Source organism: Pseudomonas sp. PSE1(2024), assembly GCF_050990555.1.
GTDB classification, from domain to species: domain Bacteria; phylum Pseudomonadota; class Gammaproteobacteria; order Pseudomonadales; family Pseudomonadaceae; genus Aquipseudomonas; species Aquipseudomonas aphyarum.
On the sequence record NZ_CP158967.1, the window covers coordinates 4,887,920 to 4,914,710 of the forward strand.

General features: G+C 54.3%; 19 protein-coding genes and 1 pseudogene. 9 read left to right on the forward strand and 11 right to left on the reverse strand.

Translation table 11 applies throughout. From position 1 onward, the window contains the following. Positions 1 to 32: 32 nt before the first annotated feature. Positions 33 to 806, reverse strand: a complete 774-nt coding sequence (locus ABTV87_RS22175) for an ABC transporter substrate-binding protein (RefSeq protein ID WP_011335541.1) — start codon at positions 804 to 806, stop codon at positions 33 to 35. Between the two features lie 717 nt (positions 807 to 1,523). Beyond that, positions 1,524 to 3,479 (reverse strand): acetate--CoA ligase, encoded by a 1,956-nt coding sequence (acs, locus tag ABTV87_RS22180; RefSeq protein WP_007951065.1) that lies wholly within the window; start codon positions 3,477 to 3,479, stop codon positions 1,524 to 1,526. A gap of 451 nt (positions 3,480 to 3,930) precedes the next feature. Here acs and ABTV87_RS22185 point away from each other — a divergent pair, with 451 nt between their 5' ends. The 3 genes from ABTV87_RS22185 to ABTV87_RS22195 all read left to right on the forward strand — a co-directional run bounded on the left by ABTV87_RS22185 (position 3,931) and on the right by ABTV87_RS22195 (position 7,990). Continuing rightward, positions 3,931 to 4,191 carry a DUF2790 domain-containing protein gene (locus tag ABTV87_RS22185; RefSeq protein WP_007951066.1) on the forward strand — a complete coding sequence of 87 codons (261 nt, stop codon included), beginning with the start codon at positions 3,931 to 3,933 and terminating at the stop codon, positions 4,189 to 4,191. 554 nt (positions 4,192 to 4,745) lie between these two features. Beyond that, the gene (locus tag ABTV87_RS22190) at positions 4,746 to 5,996 is read left to right on the forward strand and encodes a ribonucleotide-diphosphate reductase subunit beta (protein ID WP_007951068.1); all 1,251 of its coding nucleotides are present in this window, start codon (positions 4,746 to 4,748) and stop codon (positions 5,994 to 5,996) included. A 365-nt stretch (positions 5,997 to 6,361) separates the two neighbouring features. Continuing rightward, positions 6,362 to 7,990, forward strand: a complete 1,629-nt coding sequence (locus ABTV87_RS22195; RefSeq protein ID WP_256662046.1) for a DNA cytosine methyltransferase — start codon at positions 6,362 to 6,364, stop codon at positions 7,988 to 7,990. A 118-nt stretch (positions 7,991 to 8,108) separates the two neighbouring features. Here the strand turns inward: ABTV87_RS22195 and ABTV87_RS22200 are convergent, their stop codons facing one another. The 5 genes from ABTV87_RS22200 to ABTV87_RS22220 all read right to left on the reverse strand — a co-directional run bounded on the left by ABTV87_RS22200 (position 8,109) and on the right by ABTV87_RS22220 (position 17,677). Continuing rightward, on the reverse strand, positions 8,109 to 9,881 hold the full coding sequence (locus ABTV87_RS22200) for an AIPR family protein (RefSeq protein WP_179694043.1): 1,773 nt from the start codon (positions 9,879 to 9,881) through the stop codon (positions 8,109 to 8,111). Continuing rightward, positions 9,878 to 10,888: a PD-(D/E)XK motif protein gene (locus tag ABTV87_RS22205; protein WP_433898359.1), complete on the reverse strand. Its 1,011-nt coding sequence runs from the start codon at positions 10,886 to 10,888 to the stop codon at positions 9,878 to 9,880. The genes ABTV87_RS22200 and ABTV87_RS22205 overlap by 4 nt, the downstream gene beginning before the upstream one ends. Then, positions 10,872 to 13,745: a Z1 domain-containing protein gene (locus ABTV87_RS22210; RefSeq protein ID WP_433898360.1), complete on the reverse strand. Its 2,874-nt coding sequence runs from the start codon at positions 13,743 to 13,745 to the stop codon at positions 10,872 to 10,874. The genes ABTV87_RS22205 and ABTV87_RS22210 overlap by 17 nt, the downstream gene beginning before the upstream one ends. Beyond that, entirely contained in the window at positions 13,745 to 15,238 is a 1,494-nt protein-coding gene (locus ABTV87_RS22215; RefSeq protein WP_433898361.1) for an ATP-binding protein, read from the reverse strand. Before ABTV87_RS22215 ends, ABTV87_RS22210 begins: the two co-directional genes overlap by 1 nt. A 141-nt stretch (positions 15,239 to 15,379) precedes the next feature. Continuing rightward, entirely contained in the window at positions 15,380 to 17,677 is a 2,298-nt protein-coding gene (locus ABTV87_RS22220; protein WP_433898362.1) for a sigma-70 family RNA polymerase sigma factor, read from the reverse strand. Positions 17,678 to 18,258: 581 nt separating this feature from the next. On the opposite strand from ABTV87_RS22220, the gene ABTV87_RS22225 reads away from it, so the two are divergent. From ABTV87_RS22225 to ABTV87_RS22235, 3 genes and pseudogenes are all read left to right on the forward strand, one after another. Continuing rightward, on the forward strand, positions 18,259 to 18,678 hold the full coding sequence (locus ABTV87_RS22225) for a very short patch repair endonuclease (protein WP_433898363.1): 420 nt from the start codon (positions 18,259 to 18,261) through the stop codon (positions 18,676 to 18,678). 386 nt (positions 18,679 to 19,064) lie between these two features. Then, positions 19,065 to 19,496 (forward strand): annotated as a pseudogene (locus ABTV87_RS22230) (BRO-N domain-containing protein); the annotation flags it as partial. A 173-nt stretch (positions 19,497 to 19,669) separates the two neighbouring features. Continuing rightward, positions 19,670 to 20,656: a hypothetical protein gene (locus ABTV87_RS22235; RefSeq protein ID WP_433898364.1), complete on the forward strand. Its 987-nt coding sequence runs from the start codon at positions 19,670 to 19,672 to the stop codon at positions 20,654 to 20,656. A 3-nt stretch (positions 20,657 to 20,659) separates the two neighbouring features. Here ABTV87_RS22235 and ABTV87_RS22240 read toward each other — a convergent pair whose 3' ends face one another. The 3 genes from ABTV87_RS22240 to ABTV87_RS22250 form a co-directional block, all read right to left on the reverse strand. Then, on the reverse strand, positions 20,660 to 21,850 hold the full coding sequence (locus tag ABTV87_RS22240; RefSeq protein ID WP_433898365.1) for a hypothetical protein: 1,191 nt from the start codon (positions 21,848 to 21,850) through the stop codon (positions 20,660 to 20,662). Between the two features lie 86 nt (positions 21,851 to 21,936). Then, positions 21,937 to 22,656 carry a DUF6933 domain-containing protein gene (locus tag ABTV87_RS22245; protein ID WP_433898366.1) on the reverse strand — a complete coding sequence of 240 codons (720 nt, stop codon included), beginning with the start codon at positions 22,654 to 22,656 and terminating at the stop codon, positions 21,937 to 21,939. A gap of 55 nt (positions 22,657 to 22,711) precedes the next feature. Further along, positions 22,712 to 23,527 (reverse strand): sulfite exporter TauE/SafE family protein, encoded by an 816-nt coding sequence (locus tag ABTV87_RS22250; RefSeq protein WP_258712205.1) that lies wholly within the window; start codon positions 23,525 to 23,527, stop codon positions 22,712 to 22,714. A gap of 112 nt (positions 23,528 to 23,639) precedes the next feature. On the opposite strand from ABTV87_RS22250, the gene ABTV87_RS22255 reads away from it, so the two are divergent. From ABTV87_RS22255 to ABTV87_RS22265, 3 genes are all read left to right on the forward strand, one after another. Then, on the forward strand, positions 23,640 to 24,407 hold the full coding sequence (locus ABTV87_RS22255) for an AraC family transcriptional regulator (protein WP_258712206.1): 768 nt from the start codon (positions 23,640 to 23,642) through the stop codon (positions 24,405 to 24,407). Between the two features lie 93 nt (positions 24,408 to 24,500). Continuing rightward, positions 24,501 to 24,818 (forward strand): hypothetical protein, encoded by a 318-nt coding sequence (locus tag ABTV87_RS22260; RefSeq protein WP_085606486.1) that lies wholly within the window; start codon positions 24,501 to 24,503, stop codon positions 24,816 to 24,818. Positions 24,819 to 24,861: 43 nt separating this feature from the next. Further along, entirely contained in the window at positions 24,862 to 25,182 is a 321-nt protein-coding gene (locus tag ABTV87_RS22265) for a helix-turn-helix domain-containing protein (protein WP_085606488.1), read from the forward strand. A gap of 49 nt (positions 25,183 to 25,231) precedes the next feature. On the opposite strand, the gene ABTV87_RS22270 is transcribed toward ABTV87_RS22265, so the two are convergent. Continuing rightward, positions 25,232 to 26,749, reverse strand: coding sequence for an amidase family protein (locus tag ABTV87_RS22270; RefSeq protein WP_433898367.1), 1,518 nt, complete (start codon positions 26,747 to 26,749; stop codon positions 25,232 to 25,234). Positions 26,750 to 26,791: the final 42 nt, after the last annotated feature.

The window sequence follows — 26,791 nt, forward strand, 5'->3', positions numbered from 1 at the left end:
TTGCGCCATTTCGGACGGGTCGAGCGACGTCTTTACTTGCCGTAAATGTCGAAGTCGAAGTACTTGTCCTGGATTGCCTTGTACTTGCCGTTCTCGCGGATGGCCGCGATGGCGGTGTTGATCTTGTCTTTCAGGGCGTCGCCCTTGCGTACCGCGATGCCTACGCCGTCGCCGAAGTATTTGACGTCGGTGAACGCCGGGCCCACGAACGCGAAACCTTTGCCGGCGTCGGTTTTCAGGAAGCCGTCATTCAACAGCGTAGCGTCCGCCACGGTGCCGTCGAGGCGGCCGGCGGCCACGTCGAGGTAGATTTCGTTCTGCGAGCCATACGGCTTGATCTCGGCACCCAGCGGGGCCAGGACTTCGCGGGCGAAGCGCTCGTGGATCGAACCACGCTGCACGCCGATGTTCTTGCCTTTCAGCTCAGCCAGACCTTCGCTGACCTGAGTGCCTTCTTTCATCACGAGGCGGGCCGGGGTGTTGTAGTACTTGTTGGTGAAGTCCACGGACTTCTTGCGGTCGTCAGTGATCGACATGGACGACAGGATCGCGTCGATCTTGCGCACTTTCAGTGCCGGGATCAGACCGTCGAACTCTTGCTCGACCCACTGGCACTTGACCTTCATCTCTTCGCACAGCGCGTTGCCGATGTCGTAGTCGAAACCGACGATGCTGCCGTCCGGCGCTTTGGAGGCGAATGGAGGGTAAGCCGCTTCGATACCGATTTTCAGAGGCTTTTCATCGGCGAATGTCGGCAGGGACAGCACGGACAGTGCCAGGGCGCCAAGCAGCACAAGTTTCTTCATCTTGGGACTCCATCGGTAAAGGGCAAAAACGGCAGAGTGAGCGACAGCCCAATATGCGAATGGGTGAAACAGAAAAGCGGTGCTGCATCCGTGGGAAATTTCCCATTGAAACCGTCAGCGATTTCAACACGAGCCACGACGAGCGAGTGATCGGCATTCTAACGACAGGCCCGAAGCCGATATTTCTTCAATGCGACAACTAATTACAGATGCACCGAGAAACCCGCTTGAGCACATTGACAGCTCCGCAATTTCATGCAAGAGCGAAAGACAGTGAACCGATCTATGCTGCAAATTGCGGGCCTATTATTCGCAAACCCTTCTAATCCGGCAAGCGCGGGGTTGTGTCTTATTTTTCACCGAGGGTTTCGAGGCCCGAAAACGGGGCAATTCGTTTCCGGACGCCCCGTTGCGGAGCGGGCGGTTACACATTCAGTTACTTGAAGGCGGACGGGTAACAGTGGGAATGGGCTGACGGAGCAATTCGATAATTATTGGTTGCAGATCACCCACGCCCTGCCCCCCCCCCTCCTAACTGATCGTTCCCACGCTCCGCGTGGGAATGCAGCCCGGGACGCTCCGCGTCACAAGAGCGTCCAGGGAGGCGTTACCACGCGGACGGTTCGACGCCTCGACGTGGGAACGATCACGCCACAAATGAAAAAGCCCCGCCCGGCGTGATGCCGGACGGGGCTTTTCAGCCTTCAGACCCGCCGCTTACGCGACGTTCATGGTCTTGTGCGTATCGATCAGATGCTGCACCACTCCCGGATCGGCCAGGGTGGAGATGTCGCCCAGGCCTTCATACTCGGCGGTCGCGATCTTGCGCAGGATGCGGCGCATGATCTTGCCCGAACGGGTCTTCGGCAGCCCCGGCGCCCACTGGATCACGTCCGGCGAAGCGATCGGCCCGATCTCCTTGCGCACCCAGTTCTTCAGTTCCAGACGCAATTGCTCGCTCGGCTCTTCGCCGTTCTTCAGGGTGACGTAGACATAGATGCCCTGCCCCTTGATGTCGTGCGGCACACCGACCACCGCCGCTTCGGCGACTTTCGGGTGAGCGACCATCGCGCTTTCGATCTCGGCAGTCCCCATGCGGTGGCCGGAGACGTTGAGTACGTCGTCCACGCGACCGGTGATCCAGTAGTAGCCATCGGCATCGCGACGGGCGCCGTCACCAGTGAAGTACATGCCACGGAAGGTCTTGAAGTAGGTATCGACGAAACGGTCGTGATCGCCGTACAGGGTGCGTGCCTGACCTGGCCACGAATCGAGAATCACCAGATTGCCTTCGGCCTCGCCCTCGATGATGTTGCCGAGGTTGTCCACCAGCGCCGGCACCACACCGAAGAACGGACGTGCTGCAGAACCCGGTTTCAGCGCATGAGCGCCCGGCAGCGGGCTCATCATGTTGCCGCCGGTTTCGGTCTGCCACCAGGTGTCGACGATCGGGCAACGGGACTTGCCGACATTCTTGTAGTACCAGTCCCAGGCTTCCGGGTTGATCGGCTCGCCCACCGAACCGAGCAGACGCAGGCTGCTGCCGTCCGCGCCTTCAACAGCGGCGGTGCCGGAGGCCATCATCGCGCGGATCGCGGTCGGCGCGGTGTAGAGGATATTGACCTTGTGCTTGTCGACGATCTTCGCCACCCGGGTGATGTCCGGATAGTTCGGCACGCCTTCGAACAGCAGCGTGGTCGCGCCGTTGGCCAGCGGGCCGTAGACGATGTACGAGTGACCGGTGACCCAGCCGACATCGGCGGTGCACCAGTAGATTTCGCCCGGACGGTAGTCGAACACGCGCTCGTGGGTCATGGCCGCGTACAACAGATAACCGCCGGTGGTGTGCTGCACGCCCTTCGGCTTGCCGGTGGAGCCGGAGGTATAAAGGATGAACAGCGCTTCTTCGGCGCCCATCTCTTTCGGCGCGCAGACAGTGCCCGCCACTTTCATCAGGTCTTCGTACCAGATGTCGCGATGCTGGTTCCACTTGATGTCGCCGCCGGTGCGCTTGCACACGATGACTTTCTGGATGCTGCTGGTCTCAGGGTTGGTCAGGGCGTCGTCGACGTTGGCCTTGAGGGAAATCTTCTTGCCTGCACGGATGCCTTCGTCAGCGGTGATCACCACTTTCGAGCGGCAGTCGATGATGCGACCGGCGAGGGCTTCCGGCGAGAAACCGCCGAACACCACCGAGTGAATCGCGCCGATCCGGGTACAGGCCAGCATGGCGACCACGGCTTCGGGGATCATCGGCATATAAATGGTCACCACGTCGCCGCGGTGTACGTCCTGGCCACGCAGGGCGTTGGCGAGTTTGCACACTTGCTCGTGCAGTTCGCGGTAGGTGATGTTGCGGCTTTCGGAAGGATCATCGCCTTCCCAGATGATGGCGACCTGATCGCCGCGCTCGGCCAGATGGCGGTCGAGGCAGTTGTAGGAAACGTTCAGGGTGCCGTCGGCAAACCACTTGATGTCGACATGGTGATCGTCGAACGAAGTCTGTTTCACCGTGGTGAAAGGCTTGATCCAGTCGAGGCGCTTGGCTTGTTCGCGCCAGAAGCCGTCAGGGTTGACGACCGACTGTTGGTACATGGCTTTGTAGGTCGCCTCGTCGGTCAGCGTATTGGCCAGAACCTCGGGACGAACGGGATACAGGGAAGCCGCACTCATCTTTCCTACCTCGGTGTAATAGTTGTTTTTGTATGACCCTGTTGTAGCCGGGGCGCCCGTATAGAACCATTCGACGATGGTAGTAACAAGCCCCTACAAAACATCCAGAAATGCCACAGACACCCCTGAAGCAAACCCCGCAACCCGCGTGGGAGCTGGCCTGCCAGCGACTCAGACGACCCGGTTTCCCGGGAAAGCCGCAGCGCCGGTAACACCGCATCCAAGGATTGTTACCAAATCTGCCAAAGGTGTTTATCAAAACCGGGTCTGTTTACCCCTGCCCCGCCTCCCTAAAATTCACCTCGCCGACAAGGCAAAGCGATTAACAACGTTACAGCCCCCACGAAGGCCGTTAATCCAGCTCTGAAGTGACAAACCAAACGATGAAGTTCCACACGCAACCCCAAAAAGGTTGCGTGACCCCACTCGACCTCAAGAAGGTAAATTTCAAATGAAAGCTTTATTGGTTCTGGCCCTCAGCAGTCTGTGCGCAACCGCCATGGCAGACGAGGTCCCGACTGATGTCGCACAGCAACAGCCGGCCATCGAGGAATACACTTACTCCACTCACCTGGACATCGCCAAAGTTGTATCGATGAGCGAAGTTCCAAATGTCTGCGAAGTAGTACCGATGAAAATGGAGTACGACGACTCCACCGGCCAGCGCCACATCCTGCGTTACAGCATCATGGGCAACGGCTGCACCAATTGATGGTTTGAGACTGCACCGAATCGGATCGCTCAGCGCAGCATCGAGGGTCGATTCCAGCCCGGCTTCGGTCGGGCTCAGTTGTGTTTGAAGTGACGTAAAAGGGTTGCAAAACACAAGATATAGTGAAAAACGCGGTTTTTTGCTCGTTTTTTGAGCAATCAATCACACGTAGAAAAATTAATGAAAAAAAATTCTCCGGGGCCAATCCCGGCGAAAGCCCTGTAAACCCTCGCTCCAATCGAAATCACCCGCACGATCGACCGCCCTGCGCTGTTTCGCCCTCCCCCACGCCCGTGTTTTTTTCCCTATAATGCCGCCCAATCGGGTCAGCAATATTCCCTTACAGGGATCAAAGCCATTCTGAAGCCCCGCAGCAGCGTCCACGCTGACTCGCGCCCGTCAGAGGCTCTCGGAAACCCGTAAAAATTTTCTGTTTATTGCCTGCGTAGCACCGCTGCAAAAAACGACATCCAACGCGGCCTGTACGGCCGTGTGAAAAACCAACCAATCAGTTTTCACACGGGCACAGGCCCTCACGCAGGAGACGACACGTCATGCTGAGCTGGGACGAATTCGACAAAGAAGACAGTGAAGTAGCAGCAGTGAAAGGCGCCAATGCCGGCCACGCTAGCGAAGCCAACATGGACCGCCTCGACAGCGCCGGCGGTGCCGCCGCCCTCGAAGCCCGCGCCGTGACCGCCGAAGACTCGGCCGCCGTGGCCCGCGCCAAGGCTGCACTGGATTCCCTCGACGTTGCCGAAGGCCTCGCCGAACTCGAAGGCTCCGCCGCCCGTGTCGCCGTTGACGAAAAGCGCATGATCAACTGCCGCGCCGACCTCAACCAGCTCGTGCCATTCAAGTACGACTGGGCCTGGCAGAAATACCTGGACGGCTGCGCAAACCACTGGATGCCGCAAGAAGTCAACATGACCGCCGACATCGCCCTCTGGAAAAACCCGGAAGGCCTGACCGACGACGAGCGCCGCATCGTGATGCGCAACCTCGGCTTCTTCTCCACCGCCGACTCCCTGGTGGCCAACAACCTGGCCCTGGCTGTGTACCGCCTGATCACCAACCCGGAATGCCGCCAGTACATCCTGCGCCAGGCATTCGAAGAAGCGATCCACACCCACGCCTACCAGTACTGCATCGAATCGCTGGGCATGGATGAAGGCGAGATCTTCAACATGTACCACGAGATCCCGTCGGTCGCGAAAAAAGCCGCCTGGGGCCTGAAATACACCCGCGCCATCTCCGACCCGGAATTCAACACCGGCACCGTCGAGACCGACAAAGAACTGCTGCGCAACCTGATCGCCTACTACTGCGTTCTGGAAGGCATCTTCTTCTACTGCGGCTTCACCCAGATCCTCTCCATGGGCCGCCGCAACAAAATGACCGGCGTCGCCGAGCAGTTCCAGTACATCCTGCGCGACGAATCCATGCACCTGAACTTCGGCATCGACGTGATCAACCAGATCAAAATCGAAAACCCACACCTGTGGGATGCCGAAATGAAGGAAGAAGCTTCGCAGATGATCCTGCAGGGCACCCAGCTGGAAATCGAATACGCGCGTGACACCATGCCTCGCGGTGTGTTGGGTATGAATGCTGCGATGATGGAGGACTACCTGAAGTTCATCGCTAACCGTCGTCTGTCGCAGATCGGTTTGAAAGAAGAGTACCCAGGGACGACTAACCCGTTCCCTTGGATGAGCGAAATTATGGACTTGAAGAAAGAGAAGAATTTCTTTGAGACTCGGGTTATTGAGTATCAGACTGGTGGGGCGTTGAGCTGGGATTGATTCCTGAATTAACCGCGACTTGACAGATCGATACCAAAACTGAAAAACAAAAAGGCCCCAATTCAATTGGGGCTTTTTTGTTGGGAATAGAAACACTCACTTCCTCAGCTTGACTACCAAAAATCCTACAACACTTTCAGCAGTTTCCGCACTGACGGTTTCTGGAAACCTATTAATTTTGCGAAAGCTTGATATTTGAGGGCTCTGCAAAAAATAAATGGATTGGCAGCTTTAACGAGCTCCTTCGTTTAGTAAACTCACTGCCTCTGCCAAGGTTCATTTCTTGCCCGACATCAAGTGAACCGTTACCATTTATCGCACTTAGGGCGTGTCTATCTAACGCCGCATCTCTTCTGAGCGCTGCAATGCGCTTTTTTACTTTCTTCTTAGGCGCATCTACTAAATCAATGAAATACAAGGAATCTATACCGGTCATCGACCTCTTTGCGGGCCCTGGGGGACTTGGTGAGGGATTCTCTTCAATCGGCGGCGCTGAGAAGGGAGTACGTAAGTTTCAGCTTCGCGTTTCGATCGAAAAAGACCCCATCGCTCACAGGACCTTATCGCTCCGCGCACTGTTTCGCAGCTTTCCGAAGGGCGAAGCGCCAGACGCATACTACCAATACATCCGTGGCGAAATTACTCGTGATGAGCTTTTCAATCATCCGGATGTACCGGTAGAAGCAAGGGAAGCAGCGCAAGAAGCCAAGCTCGCAGAGCTTGGTAAAAAATCTCCCGAAGAGGTCGACAATTGGATCAAAGAGGCCTTGGAGGGTGTAGATGAATGGGTGCTTATAGGTGGCCCGCCGTGCCAAGCATATTCAGTAGCAGGTCGTGCACGTCGAACGAGAGAAAGCCAAGAAAAGTTTGAGAGCGACGAGAAGCATTTTCTCTACAAAGAATATCTGCGGATTATTCGCGAATTCAAACCGACTATTTTCGTTATGGAAAACGTGAAGGGCATACTTTCTTCAAAACACAGTGGCTCGCACATATTCCAACAAATCCTTGATGATCTATCGACTCCTACTGAAAACCTTTCTTACAACATTCGTTCTTTAGTGGTTCCTAAAGACGTAGAAAAACTAGACCCACACGATTTTGTCATTCAAGCAGAACGTCATGGACTTCCGCAGGCTCGACATAGAGTTATCTTGCTCGGAGTTCGCTCTGACGTTGCCTCAAGCTGCCCTGCCTTGTTGGAGCGCCCGCAAACACTTGTAATGGAAACCAGCCAAAAGGTTTTCACCGTTCAACAGGCTTTATCGGGTCTCCCCCCAATACGGAGCAAAATTTCAAGGGGTGGAGACTCTATCGAGGCATGGCTCTCAACTTTGAATGAAGCAAGCTCTATGCTATTACGCCCCTATGAGGCCGGGCGGGGGGATTTGATAGATGCCGTAAAAAAAGCGGCTGATGAGGCACAAAGGCTGAAAACTAGCGGCAGTCGATTCATACCTTGGAAAGTGTCTCCAGACATGAATGCCAAGCAGCGCGAATGGTTTCTCGACCCTAGATTGGGAGGGGTTCTACAACATGAGGCCAGGAGTCATATGCGCTCTGACCTGCATAGATATATCTACGCAGCGTCATTTGCGAAGTTGAATGGCATCTCCCCAAAAATACATCAGTTTCCTGAGCAGTTCCTACCTGCCCATGAAAACGTTTCCTCTGAATCCGTCCCGTTCAGTGATCGCTTCAGGGTTCAATTAGAGAATGGCCCTTCTACCACTGTCGTCGCCCACATTGCCAAAGATGGCCATTACTACATACATCCTGATGCCAGTCAGTGTCGTAGCTTGACTGTTCGAGAGGCAGCTCGACTGCAAACATTCCCAGATAATTACTTCTTTGAAGGAAATAGAACGGAACAGTACACACAGATAGGAAACGCGGTTCCGCCACTCCTTGCTAGAAAAATCGCAGCAGTTGTCTCAGCGATCATTGACTCCTATCGCGCAGGGAAAAGCCGCCAAACATCAGTAGGCAATTGATCAAACCTTTCGGTTTTTCGATGTTTTGGTTTCGTGGGGCAGGTATTTAACCCGCCCCCTCCACCGCATACCCGACTGACTCACCTTCTGGAACTTGTCCTACAAAAGGCCTGCAATGTCAAAGCGCCTCAGGAATATCCGCTGACGGAGAAGAAAAAGGCTGGGAAAACATAGCGTCTCGGCATTCGGGACGTTTTGCCCATTCAGAGATCATTTTGCCTTTTGCTGTCTCATGAAGTCGATCATTGACCTCTCTGGCCCAGATTTCAATCTGCTTAACAAGTTGGGGAGAAATACCCTGCTTATTCCAGATACGTTCTAGGTTAAAGGCTTCGCCATAAGTCTGAGAAATTACTGCAACTGTATAAGCTGCAACGTTCGCGAGAAATGCAGGCACCAATGGTCGCGCTGTTTTATGTACTGCTTTGAACAGTAACGCTTTCGAAACAACGTCCTTGTAATAAACAACATCCGGAGTGAAAGCGGTCCCTTTAGCTTCCATATCAGCCATGCCGGCCATGAAACGGTCAAAGCACTTTTGTGCACCAAGACTGACAACATCCGCATTTCCACCCCATGCGACAGCGTACTTCGCCAATTCAGTTTTTGTGATCTTTCTAGAGGGAGGCACAGACTCTTTCAGAGCTCGAAGCTTGGCTGGACTCGTACCGTCACGAGCAAGAAGAGTGTTATAACTGCCTGCAGCTCTCTCATAGAACCATCGACCTATGCCATCAGGGCAATAGACAGAAAGTGACAATCGCTCGATATCGACATGAAAAGGCTTATTAGCAGATAGATCAGATTGTCGAACAGCATTTTGACTATTGGCATAACGCGAGATATCAGAGACAAGAGCTTCCTCCTTCGCAGGATCTTGCTCTTTCATAACAATGATTTTTGCGGGGACACGAACTTTGCTCAAATCAGTATCCGCATACTTTTTCTTGGCGAAAAAAATTGAAGCCGTAGTTTGCCCGCCATTAACGATTTGCATGCCTCGCAACCAAGCTATACCAGGCGACCCATCGGCAGTGCGATCCAACAACATCTCATCAGCAACTAACACTATCCCATTGTTATAGGCCATGAATCTTTCTGGCGCATTCCGTAAAGTACTCTGAAGCCCAGCATTCACCCCCTTCGCCTTAACACTTAGAAATGAGCGCACATTGGCCTCAAGCAGGCGAGGTCCAAATTTTTCATAAACGAATCGAAGCGCCTCACCTGGAATTGCGGTTAGTGCGTAGTCATAATCCCCTGTTTCGCCTGGTACGAAAACACAGGGCAGAGGAGAACCTGACACATCGGTGAAGTCAACGACAAGTTCATCGCGTGGCTTACCTTCGGAACGATGGCGAAAAAGTCGCTCAATATCCATGACTTCAAGCTTTACTAGTTTTCCGCCCACATTCCGAGATTGAAAGCTTTTCGACTTAGCTACACCATCTGTAAGGATATAAACACGCACCTGTTCAAGCCCGTCATAAATTTCTCGGATTGTTAAAGCCAGAGAATGAACATCACTCGACGGATCAAGTTTTTCGGCAATACGTCCTTCTGCACAAAGATCCAAGAATCGAACACATTGCGCCGCGGCCGTCTTAATATCTTGATCGGGAATAGGACTTAGACTTTCAAATCCTTCGTACAGACTTACAAAAAGATCAAGCTGATCGGCGTCTTCAGACATGGCATAACCACTCAAACGCAAATTCGCATTGGCGATTTTCCCTTGAAAGTGGCACACAACTGGGTCGAATGTCATACCCGCGTCAGCAAGGTGTTGCATCACCACATCGGAAAAAACCAGTTCGCCAAAAGGAGCGCCATCAGACATCTGGGCTGCTATCTCGCCCCTTGTCTCTGCGAAAAAATCATCAAGGGTCATCCATTTACTCCTAACAAATTGAGCGCCGTGTCGAGGTCCATTAGGTAGTCACCAACGTGGTCTAGATTGATTTCGTAAAGGGCTCGCGTAACTCCGACGGGAACCGTTCCCGGAGTCAACCGCGGAAAGCCTTCGGACACGGAGAGAATTCGAATTTCTTTTGATTCGAATCTTCGGGTGTAATGCCTCGATTGGGTTTCGGCGTATCCGGCAACAATCAACTTATCTCTAAGGTAATTTACCGCTCCAGGCTCTTCACCAAGACGTTTCTCTACTTCCCCAATCATTTCAGGAAGGGTGAGCCCGCCTTCCTCACACGCAAACCGAACCGCAGCCAGAAAGAGTGGTGACGCCACCGAATCGTCCAACTGCTCAAGGGACGTTATCTTTACTGGAAAGCCAGATGAGGACATCGTCGCCTTCACCTCTAGCGCTCCGTCACCCAACAGGAAGTCTTGTAAAGCGTCGTCAGGCCCCACCCATCCCCTGAGTACTTCCTCAGTTGAAACGCCTGAGTCCATAAGAATGGCCATAATGGTGAGTTCGCCCACTAGACCAAGCTCCGCCTCAGGACTGAGAGGAGTAGCCCCACGGGACATGAACTGTTGCCACATGCGAACCCTGCGTAGCATCGTCCGCTGAACCGCTGCCTCGCCCTCTCCAACAGAGGCGTCCATAGCACCCACAACGTCACCGACCATCTCTGAAAACAACTCGGGGCTGCCTGACTCTTTGCGTGAGAGAGCTATCCAAGTCTTGCCATCGCGGCGAGGATCCGCCCTTACAACTTCAAAACCCCTGCCCTCAGGTAGCCGCTCGGCGGCACCTAGCCGGGCTGTGGGAAAGCGAGCAAGAAGAGCTTCCTCGTTTCCTGGGAAACGCCGAGCCGCCATGAGTTCACATGCGCCAACGGAAGTCACCACAATGCCAAGCCACCCCCCCTCCTGCCCGCACTCCCCCGAAAGAGCGTCCCAAGCTGCTACGAACTCCTCAATAGACCGGGGCATATTCAGTCTCCCATAGCAAGTGATCTACTTCGTACTTGACAGTGGTTGCCGAATAGCTAGCAGGGAAACTGACCCCAAAGGCGGTTATGGGAAGACCATCATCTGGGAGTCCAGCGCTTTTCGGGTCAATTGGGTACAAAAGCAAAAGACCTCGCTCGGGATGACCAGGTATTCCTTTCGCGCCCAATCCTCGAACTTGTCGTACGAAGACCCCGCTTGGGGCTTTGGGCGAGTCCTTGCTTGTCTCCTCTGTTCCTCGCGCAGGGTCCTTCATTCTGTCTTCGACGGTGAGACTCAAGGCCGCCATCCAAGCATCCTCGTCGAGATCGATCGATTCATCTCTGGGCGACAAAAGACGCCCGATTGAGTAGTGCTCTCCTTTGGAAGCGGGATTTTGGTTTCGAGTGATCATGTTTCCGAGCGCATGTTTTCCGCAGAAAATGCTACTGGCTCCCTCACCTCCTCCTATCAGAGCGATGGTCCAAGAGGTGAGCTCACCTTTTGCTGCCATCACCTTGACGAAGTCAGCCAGCACGGCGCTGTTAACCTTTCTCGCAGCAGGATGAGTCAAATACCCGGAGAAGAACTCGATAACATGCTCGGCAGGGATGTTATCCCAGAGAAATCCCTTCCACTCCTGACAAGCCTCACCCCGCTGTCTAACAAATTCTCCGTTCTCTGCAGGAGTCCCAGCAGCGTCGAGTAGCCTCTCCATGACGGCTAGATTTCTCTTAATGACAGATGAGTCGCGATGGAAAGCCACTGTCTCCAGAACAGATCCACAAAAGGAAACTTGCAGACTCTTGGCACTTCGCATCTTGATCGGTGAGGTAACCATGAGAACAGGGTGTGACTGAACCTTCATACCGTAATTTTCGGGTGTGGCATGTACCTTGGCCATGGTGTCGAACTCTTGACGAAGTTCCTCCGCAGCATCTGTGATGTGCCCAAACCACTCGACTAAATCAGAACTGGTGTAGAGGCGACAGAGATCCAGATATCCTGGACGATATCCAAACCAGCGCCCCATCTGCATAAGGGTGTCGTACATCTTCGTGGTTCTCACGAAATAGCTAACACAAAGCCCCTCAAGGGTAAGTCCTCGTGCGAGCTTGTCACCTCCAACCGCGATGACCTTCAGTCCGGTTTCCTCACGCTCAGCGTAATCAAGGACGTCCCCTGCCGAACCGTTGATTGCTCTGACGTTGCTTGCCAAATCACCCAACACATCCGCTAGGACTGCCTCAACTTCTTCCCAACGGGGAAGGTCGAATTCTCCACTTGCCTCCTCCATGGCAGTCGCTACAGCAGCCGACGTTGGAACGAAATCAGACTCCCAGAGCCTTTTCCATTCCACCATCAATTTGTTTTTTTCAAAGCCGCGCTCAACACGCTGTCTATAGTTTTTCACTAGTTCCTCAACTTGCCGGCGCACCTCCTCCTGTACTGCGGTGTAGCGAGTAACATGAATTAACATTGAACAGTGTCTGCGCCCCTGTCCACGCAGGAGGCGGACTGCACACACCAGAACAAAGGACGAAACAGCCTCTCTTAGCGACGGTGGCACCTCGTCGAGCCCCTTGTACAAGGGCACGTGATTTTTGTCGTGCCGAGGCGGCATCCAGCCTCCTTCCCCTGTCTCGTCCGCCTGGTCATCAACTTCACGAGTAAGCGGTAAACCGCCGGCCCTACCCTCTGTCGCCCGAAGCCCAAAAACACGAGCCGGACCGACGTAGTTTGAAGGTGCAGAAATATTAATGATGAAAGACTGAGGGAATAAATCGGGCCCCTCCTCCTTAGTTGCCTTGCGCCGGTCAATGAAGATATTAGCGAACGGCGTGGCGGTGTATCCCACATAGGCTTTTCGGGAGAAAGAGTGAAGGATTTTTCGGATACGGCTATTGATGGCCTTCGGTTGGTATTCGTCGTCCACGGCCCCATCCTTGCCTATCACTTGGTCCCCGGTGTCGACCGAGGCATGATCGGCCTCATCGTCAATGAGGAGCAACGGAAAGCCTGAGACTAGCGGACGACCTTCAGCGTCCTTAGAGTCCGCAACATGATTGCGAATCCATTTAAGTAAGCGATCCAATACGGTCTTATTTTTTTTGACTACGAATAGCCATGGTCTCTGTTCCGGAGAAATGGCTAAGTGTTTCGCGACCTTGGTATTGAAGTCACCGTTGTCCGAGCGGTTTGTTGCACAGTTGGGGCGAATCTCGGCGTCACGCCCGTTCTCTCCCACTCCGATGTAACGGACGACATCATTCTTCGCCGAGGTCTCGTAGCCAAGGAAGCCTTCTTCTAAGCGAATCTGGGTCTGGGAACGCAGATTATTGTGGAGACCAGCAAGCACAATGATGATCTTGTAGCCGGCATCGGCCGCCTTGCATATAAGCCCTGTGTAATTGCCAGTTTTACCGGATTGGACATGTCCAACCACGAGTCCGCGCCTATCCCACCCCTCCTCGCGAAGAGGGTCTTCAAGCAGTTCAAGAATTTTGTTGGTCGCCTCATCCAAAGCGTCCACGGCCTTGACGGACATCTTACTTTCAAGAAAGTCGCGATATCGCTGCCAATAACGCCAGTCTCTTCTGCGAGCTGCATTAAGCCAATCTTTGTGGCCAGTCTTATCTGATAACGTGGACGCACCGCCGATCCAGAGGCTGAATCGACGAATGAGTTCTGCGACAGCCTCCTTCCGGTCGATGTTTTCGCCAGGCGCCATGTGAGTCGCGACAAAATCAACTTTCTCGGCGATAAGGGCGGGCGTGACAGAGCCTTTCTCCAAGGCTTCAACCAAGAATGTCTGAGTAACGCTGACAACGCGCTGAAATACCTTATTCTGCTCTTCCATTAACTTGCTTTCCCTTCGGCGGGTATCGTCGCGAGACTCGGAAGAGACGCGACGAGACTGGGGTAGTTCTGAAAAGGTTCAGTCATAGACAACGAAGCCAGAGCCATTTCGACGCTCATTCCACGCCGCCCGACCATGTCCCTGAATAGCGTCAAGAGGACAGTTCTGACACCGTCGGGGGCCGTCTCAGGCTCCCCTGAGAAGCCAGTCATTGGGGTATCTTTGTTTTCAGCTGTATCTAGCCATATACGTTGTACAGGCACCGTTTCCTCGACAACGCGTAACATGGCCCGAACAAGACCAGCATTACCACCAACCGCTTCAATTACCGCAGCCACAGCGGGATGCCTCTCGTCGATGCGATATCGGACCCCATCCTTAAGCCTGTCTACACGCCACGCTTGGTGCTCAACCTTGAGACCTCCGAGTCCAAGCATTGGCGAGCCTCGAAAAGCGAAGACTCTTCTGGCTCTTTCCCTCGTATCTTCAGCCAATTTCGTGAGCCACGGACGTACAGATACAGGAGGTCGGGCCGTAGATTTTTTGACGTCGATCTTCCAGTCGGAATCGGCTGTATTAGGAATGTCCAACATGATCCTGGCGAGTCGATGAGGTTCCTCTCGGTTCCAAGCGCGGCCCTGTCCAATCCCAAGCCATCCACCTGCCAAAAGCAAACGATGGCTTCGATATACGTAAAATCCTTGCTGAGAGGTCCATCCTTCTGCCCCACCCGCCCTACGGAACTCATCATCAGAGAGGCGATCTTTATGTGGCAGAACGTGGCATTGAGCCTCAACAAGCCCTGATGCGGTGACAATTTTGGCGACTGGTGACTGCCAAGGCTTAGAGGGATGCCCTGTCATAAAGGGATCCCATGGACTAACTATCTTTCCGTTGAGGAAAAGTCGGATGACCGGGTTTTTTCCTTCTAACAGACGATGAAAAACCATCGCCAAACGTAGCTCAACATCATCTACCAAGTCGGCAAAGTGATTGAGCGTATAGCCAAGCGTTACGATTCTGTCCAACTTCTCCCAGAGAACTATTGTCCCGGAATGAAGAGCATTGAGCGGCTCGACGAAAGCTTCAGAGCCACGGGCTGCCCCTTCAAATATCCTCCATCCAACGTCCCTTGATGCCGCAATGGCATCGAGATCCCAACGCAGACAGGAAACTGAACCACTCTTCGGTCTAGACGCAACAGTGAGAGACCGGCACTGAGAAAATGACGCTGTTTTGAGGCCCATCCCGAAACGCCCAAGATCATTAGCCGCTCGATCATCGAGAGGGTTTTTGGCGCCAAGCGTCATTGCCACCTCTAACTCAGCGTCGGTCATGCCTCGTCCGTTATCCAAAATGGAAATTCGACTTCTTTCACCATCCCAGTCGAAAGCCACATGAACTTCCGTTGCTCCAGCGGAAACACCGTTATCAATCACATCAGCTAAAGCAGAGGCAGTCGAATATCCGAGGCCACGTAGGGCTTCAAGCATTGCGTCGGCTCGCGGTGGGGCATACCTAGTACGTTCGTTCATTTGAGTTAGGCAATTCCAGAAAGGTGCGTGAAGCCGAGTTCAGCCATCCTACGTGCAAACTTGCGCACTCCATCCGGTTGGGTTGGAGGCGGGTCATCATCAGCTACGCTCATCCGTGACCTTCTCTGATTGCTCATCTGAGGGGAGAGATTTTTTCATCTCGAAGTAGTCGCCTACATACAAGACTAACTTTTCCTTTCTTAACGGATGGCACAGCTTTTTAAGTGCCTTCGATTCAATTTGCCTAATTCGCTCACGAGTGACGTCAAACAGAGATCCAACCTCCTCCAGGGTCATAGCGTCATCTTGGCCAAAGCCAAAACGGAGGTTGATCACCTTGGCCGAACGCTCGTCAAGCTCTCCAATCATTTCCATCAAAATCGCTCGTAAGGAAGCATGCTCTGCAGCGATTGCCGGGTCAGATGGTTCCTCCTCAAAGAGAGAATCGAGCAAGGAATTAGAGGATTCTTCGAACCACTCATCCAAACTGCTGATCTTTTCGAACACGGTTAAAAGGAGCTTGAGCTTATCGAGAGCAATCCCTGTTCGATGGGATGTCTCGCGTTCGCTTTCGGGAAGGCCCAACTTAAATTTGAACTTATCCCGTTCTCGTACGATATTTCTTGCCAGTTCTTGCATGTGAACTGGAACACGGACCGCTCTCTCTTGATTAGCGATAGCGCGCGTAATTTGCTGTCGAATCCACCACGTCGCGTAAGTGGAAAACCTGAACCCTTTGCGCCAGTCAAACCGTTCTACAGCCCTCATCAGACCTATGTTGCCTTCCTGCACAAGATCATCAAAAGCGAGCTCGGACCATCGATATTTGTTGGCTATGGAAAGCACTAAACGAAGGTTAGAAAGGATCATCCTTTCTCGCGCAGCTTCCTGGCGTCGAATAGCAGAGGAGAAGCCTGCACCTGCCAAATCACAATCCGCCTTCCTCGAAAGCTCAATGAGAAAAATTCGGGAAAGATTTGCAGCGGCAAGTCCACTTCGGACTTTCACGTAATCGTTGCCAGCAGAGCGTGCAGCTGAAACCGAGGAGACAAAGGTTGTTGCGATCGAATCGAGTCCGATCTTATCCTCTTCGTAATCTGCCTCCTCATTGGAGGGCATCTCACTGGAGTTTTCGCTTACGTCACCTTCACTAGCTGGATCATCGCGAGAGGTGAAGCTCTCATGACTCGCCTGGCCTCGGGCTACTTTGTCGGCAGCTTCGAAAACAAAAGTAAGTCCTGAGGGCCAGCGTGAGAGCGCATCCAGGGCCTGAGCCCTTGCCTCCTCCATTTCCCGGCCCAATGCAATTTCCTCAGCAGCCAGAAGCAGGTCTTTCTTTAAGCCCTTAGCGTAAAATCTCAGCGGTTCGTTACGACCCGATGCGAGGTCTTCTGCGAACTCCAAGGCTTCTGATAGCTTTAATTCTTCATCAACTGACGGCTCGCCAAGATCAGACTGATCGGTAATCTCCGCCCACTCATCGATCAAGACTCCAAGATCGCCTAAAACGAAAGTCAGAAGACGCTCAGTTTCCTCATTGCGGGAGAGATCACCCTCACGGCATACATCGATAAGAGCTGATTGGGGTACTGTCCCTTCTCGTAAACCCCGGAAGAATAAACCACGTAGATCAGCACGATCCTCACTGGTTAAAGGAAGCGATCTTTCTGGAAGAAACAGATCGACATCGTCCCACTCCACATCAGTGTCGATCGCTTTGAACTTGCCTATCGTTCCTTGAAGTGTGCTGATTTCTTCGGCTACAGCCATGTTGCCCTGCGGGGCAACCACTTCAGACTCCGCTTCCCAGTCATCCTCAAACCCCAAGTCGAGAGGCTCGTCGTCGAGTTCGATCAGGTCTTCGTGCGTCTTTGTCTCGAAGGGAACGGCATGCTCGTCAGCTCGGATCGTTTCCGCCTCGCGGATGACGAGTTCAAAAGATGGGTGATTTCCAGACGCGAGCACTTCATCAACCTGAGGTGGCACCTTAACCGCTTCATCTTCTACGTCGTTATGCGGCGATTCGCTCTGGACCGAGTGAGGGAGTAACTCTCCGGCGCTTACATCACTCTGAAGCGAATTTTCAGTGCCCACATCGCTTACTTGGAAGGAAAAACCAAGTGCTTCTCGCAACAGGTCAATACATTGAGCACAGTTACTCTTCTCCGCGTAGGCGAGAGCAGTTCGGCCTTCGGGATCGAGCAACTCTGGGTTTGCTCCAGCAGCCAACAGAAGCCGTACAATGCCGTTTTTCTTTCGAGCAGAGGCAAGCATTAGAGGCGTAGCGCCTGCCCCATCGCGAGCGTCAAGATCGTCGCCACGCGCGATATGGAGTTTGACTGCAACCTCCACACCGGCAATGGTCGCCATACGGAGCAAGGGGTTCAATTTAGCCACGGTGCTACCCACATGCCCAAGCGATTCGCCTTAAAAGTCACTCCCACATCAATCAGTTGAGAAATGACTTTGCTACATCCTTCTTTTTTCAGAACCGACTCCTTGTTCATGCTTCCATTTGCAAGCTCATACCCCTTAGCGCTGACACTAATTTGGCCTAATGAGAACGCGGTTGAATGTGGTGCGAGGCCTTCCCGAAGTCACTTACGTTTTCCTCAAAGAGGAGTACAGTGGCGCAACGCCATCCACAATATCCACTTGTTATAGGCACGTAAAGGACAGACCAAGGATGCCTATCACTACGCTGATTCGGGTTGTCAGCGCTTGCATTTCTGAAGAGCCACGCGTTGCTTATCTGTTAGTAAATACAGTACCGATCGTCTGAAAATATTGGTGCCCTACAGGTAAATTCGTCCGACAGGCGGCACGTTGGATACGCCAAGATATGTTTTTCAACTGGGGGTATAGGCATGACTTTCCGAGAAGATGCAATCTCGACTACCTCCCCGAACCATTGATGTCATGTTTCGAGCGCCGCGAAAAAAATCGAATCATTGGACTAGTACGGATGCCTACATCGGATGAGCGCAGACATTGTCTCCCCCGAACACCGCTCGAAGATCATGTCAATGATCAAGGGCAAAAACACCAAGCCTGAAATGGTTGTGCGTTCGATGTGCCATGAATTGGGATTTCGTTATCGCCTGCATCGAAAAGATCTGCCAGGTTCGCCTGATCTGGTACTCCCCAAGCACCGATTATGTATCTTCGTCCACGGCTGCTTTTGGCACCGACACCCGGGCTGCAAATATGCGTACACACCAAAAAGCAGACTCGACTTTTGGCTTCCTAAACTCGCGAAGAATGTTGAGCGGGACTTGCAGGCGCAGGAGAAGCTGAAGGAGCTTGGTTGGAAAGTAGTGATCGTTTGGGAGTGCCACACCAAAGACAGAGAAATCCTACACAATGAAATCCGTTCTGCATTTGATTTGAATGCTTAGACCTACGGTAATCGAGCAAATAGTCGATGATCATTTTTATAGGATTGACCACGCCGCTTTGAAGCCCTAGGCTTCTGTTCCGGCGCCTAAGAAACGCCACAACCAGAGCGGCCCTCCGCACCCGACAGTCATGCGGCTTTTTTTCGTCTGCGGTTTCTCTACGCCTGCGAAAAGTCCCGTTATGTCGGGAGTGGGCGAATACAAGACCCGAAAGGGGAATATGTCCGGCCCGTCTCTGGTGGGTTTCTTAGCTCCCGACACCTTTAACGAATGCCCTAAGAAAGCAGCCAGAGGTAAATGGAAATGCCTGACTATTCAGCCTTCATGATGAAGGCGAACCGCTGTACCCGCCGTCTGATTCCCGTGCTCCCGACTCAGGAGGCACTTGGTTCTGCGTCCATGAACTGGGGCGTCTGATGGGCAAATATCTGGATGAGCGACAGCTGCGCAAACTCGATGCCGATCAGCGGCAGATGATGCGCGTTGAGACCTATGGCGAAGCCGGAGAACACTTGATGGTCAGCGAGTCAGGCGTATATGCGCTGCTGATCTATCACTACTGTCCCGAGTATCGGCAGCTTCGTGAGTGGGTTACGCATCAGGTTGTGCCTGCGCTGCGAGATGCCCGTCCGATGCGCTCGGTTGAGCGTCCGATACTGAGTGTTTTGAGCTGGCCCAAGATGTCGTTGAGCACGTTGCACTGGCAGGATGAGCCGTGGATTCGGTTGCGGGACATGCCGTGTTTGCTGGCGGAGGATCCGTTCAATCGGCAGGAGTCCTGGTGGCGTAAAGCTTCACGAATGCTGCGTAGTTACTGAAATCAAAAAACCGCTGCTTGAAAACTCAAGCAGCGGTTTTTTATGACCCGAAGTGTCGGGGACAACCAGTCCTCGGCAGACGGGTTCTGCATCATTCTGAAAACAATCAGTGCAACCCACCCCACCACCCGCTATTAATACCCCTTCCCCCACTCAAGGACCTGAGCCCCACCATGAAATTCGACCTCGCCTACTGCCTCAGCCTCGACGACAAACTGTCGATCTATGACGTTCGCGATCTCAATTTCGATGAGACGGTGGCGTTCGATTCTGCGAAGGAGCATTTCCAGTGCCCCAACGACGCCTGTCGTTCGGCGTTCGATGCTTCCAACGAGTTGGGTACGTTCAACGCCAAGAACGTGAATTACGTGCGTACGCCGCACTTCAAGAATCTGCCCGGTACGCAGCATGTGGCGGGTTGTCCGTATGTGAGTTTGAAGACGTCGGCGTCGGGGGTTGAGGCGGCGGATGGGGAAACGGATGACGGGCGGGAGGAACATTTCCCGTCGGAGTTGTTGCTGACGCGTCGTGAGTATGTGCGCAAGCCTGCCGCACCAGCGGGGGCGGCGGATGTGTTGCGGGATGATCCGGTGCGGGGGGCGGCTACCCCCTCAAAAGAGTCGCCGAGTCGTGAGACGGCGCCGGACAAGACCAGTGTCTTTGCTCATCCCGTGGAGTGTTTTGTGTCGAACTTCGCGGACAAGGATTTGCTCAAGCGTATGCCGTTGAAGATTGGCGAGCATACGGCGCCGTACAGTTCGTTCTTCAAGAAGATCGAGTACTTGATGGACAACAAGGGGCTGATTTACTGGGGCAGGATCAAGAAGATCGAGGACTTTCACAGCGCCAGTTTCCGGATCGATTTCGAGGACAAGGTCTGGTTCAAGAAGCCGGATGACAGCAAGAAGAAGCCTTATCCGGTCAGTGTCTATCTCAACAAAAAGCTGATCGACAACTACCGCAAGCGCAGGGCGTTTCTGGAAGAGATCAAGCACGCCATTGATAGCGACAAGGAGTTGTTCTGCTTCTTCTATGGTGTGACGCCGGAGTTGAAGCAGGTGCCGGGCAAGAAGAACCCCGAAAAGCCTTTCGAGGTCTTCAATGCCAATATCGAGAACCTGGATCACTTCATCATTCGTGAAGCGCCGGGTCTGGTGTGATGGTTAGTTCTGGGGCAGTTGCAGTTTGACGGCGCCGGGGTGTTGTTTGATGAGGGAGTACGGCAGGACTGACCAGTCTGGCCTATCGCAAGAGCGTTGTACGCGGGCGAAGTAGGCGCCCAGGTACAAACCTTTCGCGGTGAAGTACCACGGCGAAGAACCCCAAACGCTTTCTTCCGTGAAGTCGCAATCGTCATCTTGCGTCGGTTTCTTCATTTCTGCGGGGTACAGGGCGGTGAATTGCTTGATCAGCCAAGGCACCAGGTCTTTGTTTTCATACTGATAACGCGCGTCACTTTCGGCTTGGCTCAAGGGTTTGTCACCCAGACTGTCTCGTTCGGCATGCAGCAGTGGCTTGCCCTCACCTACCCACAACACATCTTCGAGTGATAACGGATGGCCTGTGCTTACATCAATGTTGAGGGGTGAATCACCGAAGTCCGGATGCGCGCCACCGCAGAAATAGCTGGTCGAGATGTTCAGGCTGACCACGGCTGGCGAAATCATTTTGGGTTCTGCGTCCTGCATGAACTCGACGTATTCCCCGCCCTGCAGTTGGCAACCGTGATAGCGGATGACCTCATTCCACAGCCGTCCAAGCAACTGCTGGTTAACCCGTTGCAGATCGTCTTTTGGCAGACCGGACTCTACGCTGAACAGCGAAATCTTTGACTCCGGCTCTGTCCACCATTGCAGGGTGTAACCCATGAAGTCTTGTTTCTTCAGCGGTTTGAGCTTGAGCCCCTGTAGTCGCAAATATTCATACGGCTCGCCGTTTGGCAGCGCGGCGATGAAGGGCAGCGTAGAAGTTGTCGGCGCTGGAAGCCTGGCCTCGGAAAGTTGCACTGAAAGCTTCTTGCCCTTCGGACTTTGCCACTCGCCCTGCCAGCCAGTGGCAGTTTCTTCCAGTTTCAAAGTTGGCAGTGGCTTGTCGTCGCTGTAGCGATTGTTGCCTTCGACCAGCGTCAGAGTGCTGTCCTGCAATGACCCGCTGAGGGGCAGGTCCCGATGGTATTTCTCGTAGAAGTAACGACCGGTCACTTCATCCGGATTCTGGGTATTGATCTCGACCACAATCGGCGTCTTGCCCAGCGTGCCGGTAAACACACGTCTGCCGTCGTCAGCCTGAGCGGTGGATAGCAGTGAAAACAAAGCGGCGGCGTATGGCGCCAGGCGCAACAGTCCCTTGAGCATGAATCGATCCCTGAGTGAGTCGGAGGTCGCGCCGGGACGTAAGTGCCGGCACTGGTGAATGCGGGGCGGATTATGGCGAGGGTTGCTTAAGTAATCGAGTTTCGTCGGTTGTATTCTTCCAGCCAGGCTGCGCGCTCGACTGCTGCGATCTCCCGATACACTTGCATGCGGCGCGTCTTTGCCGCTTGAACTTCGTCCTCATCCAGAGCGCAATAACGACGAAGCCAATGAACGGTCATTTCCTCATCCGGGTAGTAGTAACCCTTGGCGCCCTTGCTGTTTCTCGGGGTGTCGTTCATCTGCGCGTCGAACACCATGGCTGCGACTTCATCAGGCGGTAAGCAACCTGCCCCTGCGGCCTTGTCCTGGAAGACCCAGGCAATTTCATCGATGTGTTTTTGTGCGCTGCGATGGCTGCGGCGATAGAACTGCTGCGGTCGACACATCCACTGGAATCGCTCAATCAACGGTTCAATATCAATCCACTCGGAGAGCCCGTGATGGGTTGCATGAAGCATGACACCGTTGAACCAACGATCAGCGAATTGCCCCACAAATGCATTCAGATCGGCCTTTTTCATGTCGGCGAAAACCATGCAATAGCGAGTCTTGATATGCATGGCGAACAGCACATGCTTTCGTTGCACGGTGATCGCATGCACCAGCCACTGTTCGACACCACTGTCCATCTCATCATCTTCGATGGTTGATGACGGCGGGGCGAAATCCACCGGGGTGATTTTTTTGCCCTGGTGAACGCGGCTGAAGAATTTGCTGGCAGCTTCGGTGCAGTTGAAGATCAGCATCCTTGATCTCTAATAAATACTGGAAGTGGTCGATTATGGGGCTGTCGATTGACGGCTACTTAACCGACATTACCACCATCACAATAACCAACAATCCAATATAAACCCAAGCATGCACCCGATCCGGTATCCGCCCGATCCACCGTGTGGCCAGTCGAATCCCCAGCATCGAGCCCAGCGTCAGCACCGCAAACGCCAGCAGATCCACATACCCGACAAACCACGGCCCGAGTTCTGTCTCGCTGTACCCCGCCAACAGCATGTACGTCAGCGTTCCCGCCAGCGCCACTGGCACGCTCAACGGGTTGGCCATCGACGTCGCCTGCGACATGCTCAACCCACAACGCCGCAATAACGGCACGGTCATGACGCTTCCTCCTACACCGAGAAAGGTCGCGATGGCGCCAATGCCTACACCACCGCCGGACGTTTCCAGCGTTCCCAATTGTCGTGGGATGACACCTTCAGACTGCGTAAGAAATCCGCGTCGCAGCAGGCAATCGACAATCGTCACGCCGAGGTAGGCGATGAAGGCATAACGAATGACTTCGCCGCTGACCCACACCGCGGCGATTGCACCGACGACCGCGCCCAATCCGATGAACCCGCCCAAGGGCCACAGGTAATCACGGATGAGGTTGCCGGCGCGGCGATGTTTGCCGGTGGCGACCAGGGCGTTGACGATCATCACGCAGGTCGAGGTGGCGACGGCGATGTGCATGGCGGACTGGCTGATCGGGTCATCGGCGCCGTGGCTCGCGGTGAGCATGCGGTACAGCAGTGGCACGACGACGAAGCCGCCGCCGAAGCCGAAGAGCACGGCGGTGACGCCGGTCAGGCAGCCGAAGAGTGTCAGCAGGAGGTAGAACATGGCGTGTCGTCCGTTGTTTGGGAGCGGTCGACGATAGAGCGGCGGCGCTTGGCCTGCTTCAGCAAGTCAGCCAATAATGTTTGCGTTTACGCCAACTGCTGGGTGCCGCTCGATGCGCAATGTTTCGATCAATCTGCTGGATGACACGCCGCGCCCGGTGGTGGCGATCGGTACGGATTATTCCCACGGCTATCTGTTGCCACGTCATACGCATCGGCGGGCGCAATTGTTGTACGGCGCGACCGGGGTGATGCAGGTCAGCACGCATGACGGCAACTGGGTGGTGCCGCCGCAGCGAGCGGTGTGGATTCCGCCGGGGGTGGCGCATGAGGTGTTGATGCTCGGGGTCAGCACTCGCAGTTTGTATATCGAGCCGGGGGCAGTGGATCTGGGTGAGCGTTGCCAGGTGATCAGTGTGTCGCCGTTGATGCGGCACTTGCTGATGGAGGCCGTGGAGTTGCCGCTGACCTATGACCTTGCCGGGCGTGACGGCGTGCTGGTCGATTTGTTGCTGCATGAATTGGTGCGCAGTGCACCGTTGCCGTTGCATATCCCGCTGCCGTCTGACGGAAGGCTGCTCGAACTGTGTCAGACCTTTCTGCATCAGCCGAATGCCCACCAATCACCCCAGCATTGGGCCGATCAGCTGCACGTAAGCTTACGCACCTTCAACAGACTGTTTCGTCAGCAGACCGGCCTGAGTTTCAGTCAATGGCGCCAGCGCGCCTGCGTGGTATTGGCGCTGGCACGTCTGGCGGCGGGTGAAGCGGTGACGCGGATTGCCCTGGATTTCGGCTATGACAGCCCGGCGGCGTTCTCGACGATGTTCCGCCGGATCCTCGGTCAGGCACCGTCCGTCTGGTTGGAGGCGGCGAACTAGGGCAAATCAAAAAATGCGTTTGATCCCGGCCGAAAACAACTGTACAAAAACACAGTACATTTTCCATCAGCACTCTCGAGCCCGGAGCACACCATGGCCTCTTCAGCGATGAACCTCATCCTCGAACGTATCGCCCTTTTCCAGTTCACCCCGACCCATTGCGCCCAGGCCCGAGGGATGTTGGGCTGGAGCGTTGAACAGTTGTCGCGAGAGGCCAGGGTTTCAGTAGGCGACATTCAGCGATTCGAAGCGCAGCAGGACGTGGCGGATGAGGTGCGGCTGGCGTTGACCTATCGGTTTGAGGCGCAGGGGTTGGTGTTCTTTCCGGGGTTTGCGCCGGGGCGTGGGGGGAATGTCAGAGGTGCGATGCCCACGTCGGTTGATCACGAAACTTATGCAATGGCTGATTAAAAAGACCCGTTGAGGTCGGCCCACACGCGGAAGGAACTCCAAATTGATTGGAATCGAAGAAAGCAGCGGGAACATCTACGAGGATCTAGAGATACCAAACGCCAATGAGATGAGGATCAAGTCACAGCTTTCCGCAAAGATCGGTGAAATCATCAAAGCGCGTCATCTCACTCAATCTCAAGCTTCTGAAATTTTGGGGCTGTCACAACCCAAGCTGTCCGAAATGCTGAGAGGAAAATTCCGCGGAATCAGTGAAGCCAAGATGATGGAATGCCTTTCCCACCTCGGCCGAGATGTGCAGATTGTGGTCAAACCGGCCCCCCGCTCTCGCAAAGAGGGCCGAATTGAGGTGGTGTTCGCTTGATACGGCAGTGCTTCAAATATTCGAAGACAACACAGTGCCAGCAAGGAGTTTAATCCTTGAACCCCGGATGACGCAGTTCCATCGAAGCCTGTTCGTAGCTGTACGCCATGGCAAACAACTGTGGCTCGCTCCACTGCTGGCCGTAAAAGAACACGGAGGTCGGCGTGTCGTCATCGCTTATGCCCGAGGGCAAGGTGATTGCCGGGTAGCCTGCGGTGGCGGCGGAGAACTGGGAAAAGCCGTCCGATTCGGCGAACAGGGCATCCAGATTGTGCTCACGCACCTGCTCATCGATAGCGTCTTTGAAGTTCTGGCTGATGGTGGTAATCAGTGCGGTCGCCTCCTGATGGGAAAGCGCCGATGCGTTGATGGCCTCCAGCGTCTGCTGGCCGTGTTGCTCCTCACCGGGGTTGGCCTGGTTGAAGTCGATCAGCGTCTGTAATGAATTGATCGGCAGTCCCTGGCGGCTGGCGAGATATTCGGGCAGTTCGTGCTTCATGCCACCCATCAGGCCGTTAACGTAGTCATCGATGTCCGGCAGACGCACAGTCAGCGGGACCAGCGTAGCGCCCTGCTCTTCCAGGGTGGCCATGGCGGCAAGCATCTCCAGACTCGGCTTCAGTACCGTATCGTGGGACCCGGTGTACGCAATCGGATAACCGATCCGTTTGCCTTTCAAGGCTTCACTGGAAAGCAGTGCGGTGTAGTCAACGCCAGTTGGGGCATCGGCAGTCGCGCTGTCCGAGGTGTCAATGCCTTGCATGACATTGAACAGCAGCGCGGCATCCCGCACGGTGCGGGTCAGTGTGCCCGGCGTGTCTTGCAAGCGGGTGATCGGCACGATGCCGGAACGACTGAATAATCCCAGCGTCGGTTTGACGCCAACCACACCGGTGGCCGACGCCGGGCAACTGATCGAACCATTGGTTTCAGTCCCCAACGCCAGCGGAGTGAAACCGGCGGCGACCGCTGCCGCCGGGCCGGAACTGGAACCACAGGTGCTTTCACTCAGCACATGAGGATTTTTCCCCTGGCCGCCGCGCCCGCTCCACCCCAAGGGCACGGCCATATCACGCATCCCTGACCACTCGCTCATGTTGGCCTTGCCCAACAGAATGGCGCCGGCATCGCGCAGTTGTTTAACCGTAAATGCATCTTGAGCTGCCGGTTGCCCGACCATGGCCAACGAGCCGGCACTGGTTTGCATGCTGTCGGCAGTATCGAAGTTGTCCTTCAACAGAACAGGAATGCCATGCAGCGGACCACGGAGTTTGCCTTGCGCACGCTCTTCATCCATCACGGTCGCGATGTCGAGAGCCTGAGGGTTCATTTCGATGATGGCGTTGAGTGTCGGGCCTTGCTTGTCCAGATCCGCAATGCGCGTGATCAGATGTTGAACCAGTGCGACCGAGGTCAGTTCGTTGCTGACCATCATTGCACTCAGCTCGCTGGCGCTGGCGTATTCAAGTGTTGCACTGGAGGGCGCCGCGAAAGCGGCGCTGCTGGTCAGCGAAAGCAGGATGGCCTGCGCCAGCGTGTTCGCGCTGCGTTTAAAGCGAATTTTCATTTTCTAGTCCTTGTTTAAGCCAATCACGAGTGAGTCATTTCA